This is a genomic window from Streptomyces sp. NPDC005820, assembly GCF_040630255.1.
Taxonomy (GTDB): Bacteria; Actinomycetota; Actinomycetes; order Streptomycetales; family Streptomycetaceae; genus Streptomyces.
Map to the genome: position 1 here is coordinate 96,522 of NZ_JBEXXE010000022.1, position 13,034 is coordinate 109,555.

Genomic DNA, 13,034 nt, shown 5'->3' on the forward strand with positions numbered 1-13,034 from the left:
GTGGTGATCCGTTGTCCCCGCCACGCGGCCGTCCCACCCGAAAGGCACGACCCTGCGGAACGACCCGCACAGCCGCGGCTCCGACTCACCCGACCCCCTGTCCTCGCCCCGCCGGTCGGTGTTCTCCCCCGCGGCCGATGTCATCGGCTCGGAACTCGATCTGCGGCTGACCGGCAGCCATGTCGTGCACGCGCTGACGCCCGGATTCTGCGACGCGGCCTCCCTGTACCTGCTGGAGCGCTGGCGGCGCGCGGAGGACGCGCCGCCGGCCTCGGACACCCGGCGCGTCGAGGCGCGCCGACTGGCGCTGCGGGTGGGGCCCGGGGCCGCCGAGGACTGGGAGGGGGTGCTGCCGGTCGGGGAGATGGTGTCCTTCCCGCGTGACACCCCCTACGCGCAGGCCCTCCTGGCCGGGCACGCGCAGGTGCTCGACAAGGTGGACCCGTACATGGCCGAGCGGCTGACGGCCACCGGGGACGGCGAGGCGCGCCGCGGCGATCTGCTGCGGGTGGGGGCCTTCCTGGTCGTCCCGCTGCGGCTGCGGGGTGTCCCGATCGGCTTCATGACGTGCACGCGCAAAGAGGGGCGGGCGCCGTTCCGGCCCGCCGACGTGGCCGCCGTGGAGGCGCTGGCCGCCAAGGCCTGTGTCGCGCTGGACAACGCGCGCCGCTACGAGCGTGAGCGCCGCACCGCCCTGGCCATCCGGGACAGTCTGCCGCCGGGTCCGGCGCAGAAGCTCGAGGGGTGCCGGATAGCGCACGGCTGTCTGCCCGCCGGGAAGGGCAGTGTGGTCGGCGGCGACTGGTACGACGTGCTGCGGCGGCCGGGCGACCGGGTCGGGCTGATCGTCGGGGACGCCATGGGGCACGGCCCGGAGTCGGCCGTCGCGATGATCCAGCTGCGCACGGCCCTGCGTACGCTGGCGGGTCTGGACATCCCGGCGGCGGAGGTCATCCGTCGGCTCGACGCGCTCGCCAGCGAGACGCCCGGGGCCTCGTTCGCGACCTGTGTGTACGCCGAGTGGGACGCGCGGGAGCGCACCTGTTCCCTGGTGGGGGCGGGGCATCCGCCGCCGCTGCTGCGCGGCCCGGACGGGCGCACCTCCCCGGTCGCGCTGACCGGCGCGGGCCTGCCGCTCGGTCTCGGCTCGGGCAGCTACGAACCGACGGTGCTGACCGTGCCGGAACCGGCCCTGCTCGCCCTCTACAGCGACGGTCTGGTGGAGTCCCGGGAGGCCGACATAGACCAGGAGATCGGCCGGCTGGCGCGCGCCCTGGACGAGGCCGTCGCCGAGCCCGCCGACGCCGGCGACCCGGCCGCGCTGCCCGCCCTGTGCGAACGGCTCCTGCAACTGCCCTCGGGCACGCCCGGAGCCGACGACCGCACCCTGCTGCTGGCCGAGCTGACCCCGGCCGCGGGCTGATTTCCGTCCCCGGCGGACACCCACCGTCTTGACGTGCTCATTACTGTCGCTGAGCATACCTGAAGCTGATCGCTTCTGGTCGATTCTGGGGGGTTCCGTGTTCCGACGGCAGCGCATGATCCGGGCGATGGTGCCGGCAGTGCCCCTGATGCTCGGCGCGGGTCTCGTCACCGCCTCCACCCCCGCCGCCGTCGCGGTCACCCCGGCGACGACGGCCGCGGTGACCGTGCGGATCGATCCGTCGTACCGGCAGCAGGAGTTCGAGGGCTGGGGGACGAGCCTGGTCTGGTTCGCCAACGCCACCGGCGGCTACCCGGAGCCGGTCCGGCGGCGCCTGGTCGACCTCCTCTTCGGCGAGGACGGGCTGCGGCTGAACATCGCGCGCTACAACATCGGCGGCGGCAACGCCCCCGACGTCCGCCAGGACTACATGAAGGCCGGCGCAACCATGGAGGGCTTCTGGAAGGCCCCGGAGGGCACCACCCGTACGGACACGGACTGGTGGGACCCGAACGATCCCGACGACTGGAACGGGGACGCCGACGCGGGCCAGCGCTGGTGGGTGGACCAGATCAAGGACAAGGTCACCCGGTGGGAGGCGTTCAGCAACTCACCGCCGTGGTTCCAGACGGTCAGCGGATACGTCTCCGGCGGCTTCGACTCCGGCGCCGACCAGATCCGCGCGGACCGCGTGGACGACTTCGCGGCCTACCTCGTCCGTGTGACCGAGCGGCTGGAGCGCGAACACGGCATCGCCTTCGACACCATCGACCCGCTCAACGAGCCCAACACCACCTACTGGGGAACTCAGTTGGGCGCCGACGGCCGGCCCACGGGCGGCCGCCAGGAGGGCGCGCACGCCGGCCCCGCCCTCCAGCAGAAGGTGCTCCTCGCCCTCGACAAGGCCCTGCGCGGCGCCTCGACCGGCGCCGGGGTCTCGGCGATGGACGAGACCAACCCCACGATCTTCACCCAGAACTGGAACGCCTACGACACCTCCGCCCGCGCCGCCGTCGACCAGCTCAACGTCCACACCTACGGCACCGGTATGCGCACCGCCGCCCGGGACATCGCCAAGGGCGCCGACAAGAATCTGTGGATGAGCGAGGTCGAGGGCACCTGGGGCACCGGCACCGACTACACCGGCATGGACCCGGGACTCGGCATCGCCACCCGGATGGTCGACGACATGCGGGAACTGGAGCCCTCCGCCTGGGTGTTCTGGCAGCCGATCGAGGACGCGCTCCCGCAGGCCGCGGCGGGCAAGAACTGGGGCAGCGTCCACGTCCCCTTCACCTGCACGGCCGCCGACACCCTGGAGACCTGCCCGATCCGCACCAACTCCAAGTTCCACACGATCCGGAACTTCACCCACTACATCCGCCCCGGCGACCACTTCGTGAAGGTCGACGACACCTCCAGCGTGGCCGCCGTCGCCCGGTCCGGCCGCGCGGCGACCGTCGTGCACGTCAACGGCGGCACGACCGCCCGCGCCGTCACCCTCGATCTCTCCCGCTTCGCCGGGGTCGCGCCGGGCGCCACCGTCACCCCGGTGGTGACGAGCGCGGAGGGCGCCCTCGTCCGGGGCACCCCGGTCCCGGTCACCGGCCGGTCGGCCACGCTCACCGTCCCCGCGAAGTCGGTCACGACCTTCCAGGTCTCGGGCGTCGGCGGCGTGGCGAAGGACGCCGCACTCGTCCGGAAGGGACACGTCTACCGGGTGCAGGGCGCACAGAGCGGCAAGTCGCTCACGCCCTCCGCGGACGGCGGCGCCCCCGTGATCCGTACGACCGACCCGGCCGCCGCCCCACAGCTGTGGCGGGTGGAGCAGCTGACGCGGGGCCTCGGCAACCGCGAGCGCTACGCCGTCGTCGGCGCCGCCACCGGCAGGCGACTCGCCGTGCGGGACGGCAAGGCGGTCCTGGAGGACCCGGCCGGCGGTGCGCCCGACGCCGCCGCGCAGTGGATCCTGTCCACCACCGGCGACGGCACCTGGACCCTCGTCAACGCCGCCACCGGCCGCCTCCTCGACGTCACCGGGCAGTCCACGGCGGACGGCGCCCAGGTGTCCGCGTACACCCCGACCTCGGCGGCGAACCAGCGCTGGACCGTGACCGACGAGACCGTGCTGCGCACCCGGCCCGCCGAGGTGTTCACCACCCCCGGCCGGACGCCGGAACTCCCCACCACGGTGACCCCGGTGTACCGGGACGGCGCCCGTGGCGCGCTCCCCGTGGTGTGGCGGCTCCCGTCGGAGGGGGCCTGGCGGGTGCCGGGCACGGTACGGGTCACCGGCCGGGCCGTCGATCCGCTCGGCCGGGCGATCCCCGCGCGGGCCGTCGTCACCGTGGACACCGTCGCCGCCACGCTGCCCGGCCGCGCCAAGACCTACGTCGGCGGCGGCCCACGGCTGCCGGCCACGGTCGTCGGCGTGGGCGCGCACGGCGGCCGGACCGAACTGCCGGTGACCTGGGACCCGGCGCCCGAGGACGCGTTCGCGGCGACCGGGGTCGTGACGCTGCACGGCACCGCGCGGATCGTCGACGGCGGCACGGCGGCGGCGACCGTCCGCGTACAGGTCACCGAGCCCGCCGAGACCGATCTCGCCCCGGACCCCGAGGTGTCCGTCGCGGCCACCTTCACCGAGAGCGGCTACTCCGCCGAGCGCCTGCGCAACGGGGACACCTCCGAGAAGGCCTGGTCCAACTGGAAGCCGGGGACCACCAAGAACCCGTCCGACACCATCACCTTCACCCTGCCGGCGGCCCGCGATCTCACCCGGCTCGTGGCGCACTTCTACCGGGACGGGAGCAACCCCTCCTTCCCGGCGGTCCTGAAGGCGCAGGTGCGCGACTCCGCCGGCGGCTGGGCCGACGCGAGCGACGAGATCGCGGTCGGGACCGAGGGCACGCCGGTGGTGGACGTACCGCTGAGGGCGGGGCCGGCGACCGGGGTGCGGCTGGTGATGACGGCACGGGCCGGGGGGTACATCACGATGAGCGAGATCGAGGTGTACGCCAAGGCGGCCGGGGTCTCCGCCGACTCGGCCGCCGGGTCGATCGACGTGGCCGGTGTCCCGGTCGCGGCCTTCGACCCCGGGACGACCGACTACCACGTGGTCACCGCCGACCCGGCCCGCGCCGTCGTCACGGCGACGGCCCGTGACCCGTATGCGACGGTGACGGTCACGAGGACTCGCGAGTCCGGCAGGCACCTGGCCGTCGTCGCCGTGACCGGTGAGGACGGGTCACGGACGACGACGTACCGGATCGAGCTCGTACGGCGCTGACGGGTGCGCGCCGACGGCCCTCAGCGCCGTAGATTCGCCCGGACCGCGGCGGCGACCACGGCGTCGCGCTCGGCCCGGGTGAGGCGGCCCTCGGCCAGCCAGGCGTCGGCGAGGGCCCGCACCGCGTCCAGGAAGCGGGCCTGCGAGGCGAAGGGCGCCCCCGCCCAGAGGACGTCGAGGAAGGTCAGTCCGTCGCCGCGGGCCCGGTTGGGGACGCCGGAGTCGGCCGTGCCGAACACCACGACGGGCTCGGTGCGCCGGAAGTAGGCGTGGTAGCGGGTGGAGTCCGCGACGAAGAACGGGGCGAGGGTCAGGCCGTGGGTGGTGAAGTACTGCGGCCGGCCCTCGGGTCCGATCGCGGCGGCCAGATCTCCCTGGAGGGTGAAGTCCTTGTAGAAGGAGAACGCGCGGAACCCTTGAGCCGGGCTCTGGGCGACCAGCAGCACCGGTCCGTGGAACACCGACTGGACGGTGGGATCGTCCAGGGCGCGTTCGACGCGCAGACGGTACGGCGTGGAGATCTGCACCCGGTCGCCGGGCCGCCAGGTCCGGTTCACGGAGAGATAGCTGCCCGGTACGGCCGGGGCCGGGTGCGGGACCCCGTTGACGGTGACGGTCACCCCGGTCGTCGCCCAGGACGGGATCCGCAGCCGGAGATCGAGGGCGCCGGCGCCCTCGCGGAACGTCAGGGTGCGCACCCCCTCCGCCGGGAAGGCGCTGGTCTGCTCGACGACGAACCCGCGCTCCGGCCAGCGCAGGGTCGAGGCGACGGAGAGGTTGACGAACAGGGTCCCGCCGTCGGCCGAGCGGAAGTAGACCGAGTCCTGGTACTTGGTGTGGTTCTCCATGCCGGTGCCGCCGCAGCAGGTACCAGTGTTGTCGTACTCCCGCACCACCCCCGGGCCCATCCCCACGAAGTAGGTGACCTCCGGGCTGCTCGTGCTGCGGGCGTCCCGGCGCGAGGCGAGGATGTGGTTGGTCAGGCCGCGCTCGTAGTGGTCCATGTAGACCGGGTCCGGCTCCCGGAAGAACAGCTGCCGGCTCAGCTTCAGCAGGTTGTACGTCGCACAGGTCTCGGCGTTGTTGTCGCCCAGGGTGGCGGCGATGGCGCCCCGGGCGCGGAACATCTCGCCCTGGCCGGTACCGCCCAGGCTGTACGTCCGGGGCCCCGCGACCATCCGCCAGAAATGCCAGGCCGCGTCGGCGTACCGCGCCTCTCCCGTGTGGTCGAACACCCTTAGATAGCCGGTGAATTGGGGGATGTGCTGATTGGCGTGCCGGCCGTCGAGGATGTCGCGGTCCTGGGCGCAGGCGTCCAGCAACGTGGTGTTGTCGAAACAGCGGGCGGCGGCGAGGTGTTCGGCCCGGCCGGTGAGGGCGTACAGGTCCGCCAGCACCTCGTTCATCCCGCCGTACTCCCCGGCGATGTAGATCGACCACATGCGTTCCAGCTGCGCCTTCGGCAGCCGGGCGAGCCGGCTGTGCACCCAGTCCCCCAGCCCCGAGGCGAGGGTGAGCGCCTGGGCGTTCCCGGCCAGGGTGTGGGCGTCGAGCAGCCCGCGCAGGATCTTGTGGCAGGTGTAGTACGGCGCCCAGATGGTGGGGTAGGTCGTGTAGCTCTCCAGCAGGACGAACTGCGTCTCCGGGTACGCCGCCAGATAGCCCGGGTGGCTGGGTCTGGGCGAGCCGTGCTCGGCGAAGGCCTGCCGGCACTCGGCCAGCGCGCCGATCACGTAGTCCAGCTTGGACTTGAGCGCGGCCTCCCGGGTGTCGGCGTACGCCTGGGCGAGGAGGGTGAGGAAGTGACCCGCGAAGTGCCCGCGCAGATTGCCGTCGGAGGTCTCCCAGCCGCCGGGCGGCTGGGCGCCGCGGGTGTCGAGACCGGCGTTGGCCCGGAAGACGGCCAGGATGCGGTCGGCGGGGTAGGAGCGGGCGTACTCCAGCATGAGGTCGCGCTTGCGGCGGAACACACCGTCGCCGAGGGTGACCCGGTCCAGCGGGAAGGGCTGGACCGGCCAGGTGGTGGCCGCGGGTGCCGTGGCCGCCGCGGCCCGCGCGGGGACCGTCAGCGGCAGGAGGGGGGTGGCCGCGGCGGTACCGGCGGCGATGCCCAACAGGCGCCTGCGGGTGGGGGGTCGTCTCATGTGGGGGCTCCGATCGGCGGTCAGCGTGGGTCGGTCGTCGGCAGCCACACCCGCATCGTCGAGGGGCCCCGGTTCGCCCAGGAGTGGTAGGGGACGAGGACGATGCCCGTGCGGTCGGCGACGGGTGCGGGGGTCCGGTCGAGCGGCCGGTACGGCCAGGCCCGTGCGGCGGGTGCGGTGAGGTCACCGGGCGCGACCACGGTGCCGTCGGGCCCGTCCTGCGGCGCGGCGGACGCGTCCACCCGGATCGCGTCGGCCTCGTGGCCGTCCGGGAGGTCCACGGACTCCGCGCAGTACACGAGCGGCCCACGCTGGACGGCGACCGTGCCGCGTACGGCGTCGATGCGCGGGTCGGGCGCGATCCAGTGAGGCGCGACGGGGAGTTCGAGAAGGATCTCGTCCCCGGGGCGGAAGGAACGGGTGACCGTGGCCGTGCCCGGCGCAACGGTCCGGCTCGTGCCGTCCGGTTCGACCAGCCGGGCCGTCCCGCCCTCCGCCCAGGCCGGCACCCGCAGGGACAGCGTCCACGGGTGCTCGGGCGACCGGTCGATCCGTACGGTGACCCGGCCGTCCGAGGGATAGTCGGTGCGGATCCGCAGGCCGATGCCGCCGGTGGAGATCTCCGCGTCGGCGTACTGGTGGAGCTGGAGGCCGTGGTCGTCCGTCGTGGCCAGGTAGGTGGGCAGCGCGGCCACGGTTCGGGCCACGTTCGTCGGGCAGCAGGACACGGCGAACCAGGGCGCGCGCAGACTGGACTCGGCGCGCGGGCTCTCGGCGTCCTTCGCGGGTACGGTGCCGCGGCGGCGCCGGTGCAGCGTGTTGGCGTAGAAGAAGGCACGGCCGTCCTCGGACGGGGAGGCCGCGACGACGTTGTACAGGGTCCGCTCCGCCAGGTCGGCGAACCGGGGCTCACCGGTGGCGAGCAGCAGCCGCCAGCTCAGCTGGACGGAGGCCACCCCGGCGCAGGTCTCCGAGTAGGCGCGGTCGGGCGGCAGGACGAAGTCGTCGCCGAAGGACTCGTCACGGTGGTGCGAGCCCATGCCGCCGGTGACATACGTGCGCCGGGCGACCGTGGCCTCCCACTGCCGTACGACGGCGGCGAGCAGGTCGTCGTCCCCGGTCTCCACGGCCACGTCGACCGCGCCGGCGGCGAGGTAGAGGGCGCGCACGGCATGGCCGCGCAGGACGCGGGCCTGCCGCACCGGCAGGTCGTCCTGGTGGTAGACGCGGCCGAACTCGCCGTCGGCGAGGGTGCCGTGCCCTCGGCGGTCGACGAACAGGGCGGCCTGGTCGAGATAGCGCTGCTCGCCCGTGAGCCGGGCCAGTTCGACCAGGGCGGTCTCGATCACCGGGTGCCCGCAGACGCGTTCGATGCCGCCCCGGCCGAAGGTGGCGCAGACGTGGTCGGCGGCCCGGCGGGCGGTCTTCGCCAGTTCGCCGTCGCCCCGGGCCCGGGCCTGGGCCACGCCCGCCTGGATCAAGTGCCCGTAGCAGTACAGCTCGTGGCCCCATTCGAGGTCGCTGTACCGGGGCTGCTGGCCGGGGCGGCCGAAGGCGGTGTTCAGATAGCCGTCCGGTTCCTGGGCGGCGGCGATGGCCGTTTCCAGGTCCGGGTCGGCGCCGTGGGTCGTCTCCCAGGACATGGCTTCGAGGAGCTTGTAGACGTCGGAGTCGGCGAACTCCCGGCCGCGCCGGTCCCGGTGGATCCGGCCCTCGACGGCGGCGGTGAAGTTGCCGGTCCAGCCGACGCGTTCCATCCAGTCGCGGCAGTGGTCCAGGGTGGCGGTGGCGTTGACGTGGCGGCGCCGGGCCCAGAACCCGCCGGTGATACGGATCTCGTCGAGGCCGAGCGGCCGCAGCCGCCCCCGGCTCGGCGCCACCGGCAGGACTGCGGACCCCGTGGTGTTCTCCTTCACGCCATCATCCCTTCAGAGCGCCCGACATGAAGCCCCGTACGTAGTGGCGTTGCAGCAGCAGGAAGACCAGCAGGCAGGGCACGGCGAGGACCACCACGCCCGCCTCGGTGGCCCCGTAGTCGACGGCGCCCATGCTCTGCTGGCGCAGGGTGGCGACGGCCAGCGGCAGGGGCGCCTTCTCGCTGTCCGAGATGAGGATCAGCGGTGCGATGAAGTCGTTCCAGGCCGCGAGGAACGCGAAGAGCCCCACGGTGATCAGCCCCGGTCGCACCGCGGGGAGCAGGACCCGGCGCAGTGCGCCCGCCGTGCCGCAGCCGTCGACGAGCGCGGACTCCTCCAGTTCCCGCGGGACCGCCTCGAAGGAGATCCGCATCATGAAGGTGGCGAACGGCAGCTGGAACAGGGCGAGGACCAGGCTCAGCCCGATCAGCGAGTTCTGCAGATGGAGTCTGCCGAGCAGCACGTAGAGCGGGATGAGGAGGGTGGCGTACGGGACCATGAGGATGGCCAGGGTCAGCAGGAACAGCAGGTTCCTGCCGGGGAACGTGAAGCGGGCGAAGGCGTAGCCGCCCAGCAGGGAGACACTCACGGTCAGGGCGACGGTGAGGGCCGAGACGACCGTGCTGTTGAGGAGGTACCGCCCCAGGCCGGCGTCGTACTCCAGCAGGGTGCGGTAGTTGCCGAGGCCGTAGCCGGACTCCTGCGCGGTGCCGGGCTGGGCGCTGACCGAGGCCCAGGCGTTCCACAGCAGGGGGAAGAGGAAGACGACGGCGAGACCTCCGGCGAGGACGTGGTGGGGCGTCCGGCCTGGGGTGCGGGTGGGCACCGGGGGTGTCCCTCCTTCGAGGTGGTGGGGTTCATGACTCGTCGGCGTGGCGCAGACCGCGGAACTGCAGGGCGTTGAGCAGGAGCAGCGCGGCGAGTACGACGATGGAGAGGGCGGCCGCGGTGCCGAGGTCCATCCGCTGGAAGGCCTCCCGGTAGATCAACTGCACGACGGTGACGGTGCTGTTGTCCGGTCCGCCCTTGGTGAGGACGAAGAACTGGTCGAAGGCGAGCAGCGATCCGGTCACGCAGAGCAGGAGCGACAGGGCGAGGGACGGGCGCAGCAGGGGCAGGGTGATCGAACGGAAGGTCTGGGCGCGGCTCGCTCCGTCCATGCGGGCGGCCTCGTACACCTCGTGGGGGATGCGCTGGAGGCCCACGAGCAGGATCAGCATGTAGAAGCCGGCGAACTTCCAGACGACGAGGAACACCGTCGACAGCAGGGCGGAGGTGGGGGTGCCGAGGAAGGACACCGGGTCGTCGGCGAGTCCGAGGTGCTGCGGGAGGCGGCTGAGGGGTCCGGTGGTGGGGCTGTACAGGCCCCAGAAGAGGAGGGAGGCGGAGGCGAGGCCGAGGGCGCCGGGCAGGAAGTAGACCGTGCGGTAGAACCCGGCGCCGGGGCGGGACTCCTGGACGAGGAGGGCGAGGAGGAGGGCGAGGCCGAGGAGGACGACGGTGACGATCGCGGTGTAGAGGAGGGTGAAGCGGACGGCGGGCCAGAACAGGGTGCCGTCGGTGACGTCGGTGTAGTTCTCGGGGGCGTTGGCGCCCCGGTCGCCGGCGAGCAGCGGCCAGTCGCTGAGGGACATCTGCCCGACGAGCAGCAGCGGCAGCAGGAAGAAGACGGCGACGAACAGGGCGGTGGGGGCCGCGTAGCCGAGTCCCTGGACCTTGCGGGACACCTGCATGCTGTCCTCCGGTCAGTCGGCCAGCGAGGCGGTGACGGCCTTGTTGTCCTTCTCCAGGGATCCGCCGTCGCCGAACACGGCGTCGCGCATGAGGGTCAGCCAGGGCCCGTTGGGGTCGTTGAAGGTCTGGCCGAACTTCAGCGCGTAGGGGGTGCGGCCGTCGGCGACGAGCTGGTTGATGGTGACCTGGCGCGGGTCGGCGGAGGAGTACTTGTTGGCGGCGAGGTCGGTGCGGGCGACCACGTCCTTGTGGGCGGCGACCACGTCGACCTGGGCCTGTTCGCCCAGGGACCAGGCGAGGAAGTTCCAGGCCTGGTCGGCCTTCTTGCTGGTGGCGGAGATGCCGATGGCGTCGCCGCCGACGAAGGTGGACTTCCCGCCGTCGGGCCCGGGGATGGGGGCGACGCCGAGGTCGAGGCCCTTGGGCATCAGACCCAGCGTGGTCGACGGCATGGGCATGACCCCGACCTTCCCCTTCGGGAAGACGCCGGTCCAGGTGGTGCCGTTCTCGTCCTTGGCGCCCGGGGCGACGATGTCGTCCCGCACCCAGCCCCGGTAGGTGTCGTAGACCTTCTGCGCGGTGGCGGAGTCGAGATCGGCCGCGGTGCCGTCCTCGTTGAGGACCTCCTCGCCGGCGGCCCAGATGGACGGCCACCAGGTGAAGACTCCGCAGCCGCCGCAGTTGCCGCCGAAGAAGGTGCCGTTGACGTCTCCGCCCAGGGCGTCCACGGCCCGCGCCTGCTGATCCCACTCGGCGAGGGTGGTGGGCGGCTTCTCGGGGTCGAGCTTCGCCTTGCGGTAGAGGTCCTTGTTGTAGAAGAGCACCGAGAGGTCGAGGGTGTGCGGCACGACGTACTTCTTGCCCTCGTACGTCCCGGCCTTGATGTGCGACTGGGCGAGCTTGTCGGCGAAGGGCAGCGCGTCGATGCGGCCGGTGAGGTCGGCGAAGAGCCCGCTGGAGGTGTAGTTGGGGACGAACACCACGTCGGAGGCGAACAGGTCGGGGAGGTCGTGGGAGCCGGCCGCCGCGCCGACCTTCGCCTGGTAGTCGTCCGTGGGGACGACGGTCAGCTCGATCTTGTTCTTGTGGGCCGCGTTGTACGCCTCGACCAGCGCCTCGCTCTGCGGCCGGGTCGCGGCCCGGGTCCACATCGTGAGCTTGCTGCCGTCGTCGAGACCCTTGGCGTCCGCCGTGCCGCTGCCGGGGGAGCCACTGTCGTTCCCCGAGCCGCAGGCCGTCACCAGACCGGCGGCGACGAGAAGCGCGAGGGCACCGGTGACGAGCCGGTTCATCGGTCCACGTGATCGGGTCGTACTCCCCATGGCGTTCCCCCTCGACAGAAAGGACCTCGACAGAAAGGAACCGAAAAGGCTTTCTGAAAGCTAGAACCGGTCTGACGTGTCGTCAATCCCCCCGTCCGCAACGGTTTTCGGTGTCGTACCGAAACTTCTCGCGTACCGTTTACGCATGACCCCGGCCGCCGGCTCCGCCCGTTCGCACCCCGCCACCCTGAGCGACGTCGCCCGGCTGGCGGGCGTGTCCGTCGCCACCGCGTCCAAGGCCCTCAACGGCCGCAGCCAGGTACGCGCCGAGACCCGGCAGCGGGTGATCGAGGCGGCCGAGCGGCTGTCGTTCCGGCCCAACCAGCTGGCCCGCGGACTGCTCGTGGGACGCTCCGGCACGGTCGGACTGCTCACCAGCGACCTGGAGGGCCGGTTCAGCATCCCGATCCTGATGGGCGCGGAGGACGCCTTCGGCGCGGGCGAGGTCGCGGTCTTCCTCTGTGACGCCCGGGGCGACGCGATCCGTGAGCAGCACCATGTCCGGGCGCTGCTCGGGCGCCGGGTCGACGGGCTGATCGTGGTGGGCAGCCGGACCGACCCCCGCCCGTCCCTGGGCCGTGAGCTGCCCGTTCCGGTGGTCTACGCGTACGCGCCCTCGGACGACCCGCAGGACCTCTCCATCGTCCCGGACAACGTGGACGCCGGGCGGATGGCGGTGGAGCATCTGCTGGCCTGCGGCCGGACCCGGATCGCGCACATCACCGGCGACCTGGGCTACGCCGCGGCGCACGACCGGGCCGAGGGGGCCGCGGCCGCGCTCGCCGCCGCCGGTCTCGCCCCGGTCGGCGAGGCACGGTTCGGGGCCTGGTCGGAGGGGTGGGGGCGGGCGGCCACCGCGCTGCTGCTGGACCGGCATCGCGAGGTCGACGCGGTGCTGTGCGGCAGTGACCAGATCGCCCGGGGCGTGATGGACGTGCTGCGGGAGCGCGGGCACCGGGTGCCGGAGGACGTGGCGGTCATGGGCTTCGACAACTGGCAGGTCCTGACCGCCGCCTCCCGTCCGCCGCTGACGAGCGTCGACATGAACCTGGAGCAGGTCGGGCGGGCCGCCGCACAGGCCCTGTCCGGGGCGATCGGCGGGGCCCGGCGCTCCGGGGTGGAGACCCTGCGCTGCCGGGTGGTCATCCGGGGCTCCACGGCCCCGCTGTCCTGAGAGCCCGACACCGGCTCCGCACCGCACCGTCA

Annotated in this window: 8 protein-coding genes; 3 read left to right on the plus strand and 5 right to left on the minus strand. The window is 72.8% G+C overall.

Annotated elements, in window-relative coordinates:
• Positions 1-118 precede the first annotated feature (118 nt).
• Positions 119-1,423 (plus strand): PP2C family protein-serine/threonine phosphatase, encoded by a 1,305-nt coding sequence (locus ABZ464_RS26570; RefSeq protein ID WP_359280382.1) that lies wholly within the window; start codon positions 119-121, stop codon positions 1,421-1,423.
• A 127-nt stretch (positions 1,424-1,550) separates the two neighbouring features.
• Entirely contained in the window at positions 1,551-4,712 is a 3,162-nt protein-coding gene (locus tag ABZ464_RS26575) for a glycoside hydrolase (RefSeq protein ID WP_359280383.1), read from the plus strand.
• A gap of 20 nt (positions 4,713-4,732) precedes the next feature.
• On the opposite strand, the gene ABZ464_RS26580 is transcribed toward ABZ464_RS26575, so the two are convergent.
• The 5 genes from ABZ464_RS26580 to ABZ464_RS26600 are packed head-to-tail and all read right to left on the minus strand — an operon-like array spanning position 4,733 to position 11,828.
• The gene (locus ABZ464_RS26580) at positions 4,733-6,856 is read right to left on the minus strand and encodes a beta-L-arabinofuranosidase domain-containing protein (RefSeq protein WP_359280385.1); all 2,124 of its coding nucleotides are present in this window, start codon (positions 6,854-6,856) and stop codon (positions 4,733-4,735) included.
• 20 nt (positions 6,857-6,876) lie between these two features.
• The gene (locus tag ABZ464_RS26585; RefSeq protein ID WP_359280387.1) at positions 6,877-8,772 is read right to left on the minus strand and encodes a beta-L-arabinofuranosidase domain-containing protein; all 1,896 of its coding nucleotides are present in this window, start codon (positions 8,770-8,772) and stop codon (positions 6,877-6,879) included.
• Between the two features lie 4 nt (positions 8,773-8,776).
• Positions 8,777-9,598, minus strand: a complete 822-nt coding sequence (locus ABZ464_RS26590; RefSeq protein WP_359280389.1) for a carbohydrate ABC transporter permease — start codon at positions 9,596-9,598, stop codon at positions 8,777-8,779.
• A 31-nt stretch (positions 9,599-9,629) separates the two neighbouring features.
• A complete protein-coding gene (locus tag ABZ464_RS26595; RefSeq protein WP_359280391.1) occupies positions 9,630-10,505 on the minus strand; it encodes a sugar ABC transporter permease in 876 nt (291 codons plus the stop codon).
• Positions 10,506-10,517: 12 nt separating this feature from the next.
• Complete coding sequence (locus ABZ464_RS26600; RefSeq protein WP_359280392.1) at positions 10,518-11,828, minus strand: sugar ABC transporter substrate-binding protein; 1,311 nt, start codon at positions 11,826-11,828, stop codon at positions 10,518-10,520.
• 145 nt (positions 11,829-11,973) lie between these two features.
• Between ABZ464_RS26600 and ABZ464_RS26605 the strand changes: the two genes are divergently transcribed.
• Positions 11,974-13,002, plus strand: a complete 1,029-nt coding sequence (locus ABZ464_RS26605; protein ID WP_359280393.1) for a LacI family DNA-binding transcriptional regulator — start codon at positions 11,974-11,976, stop codon at positions 13,000-13,002.
• Positions 13,003-13,034 lie beyond the last annotated feature (32 nt).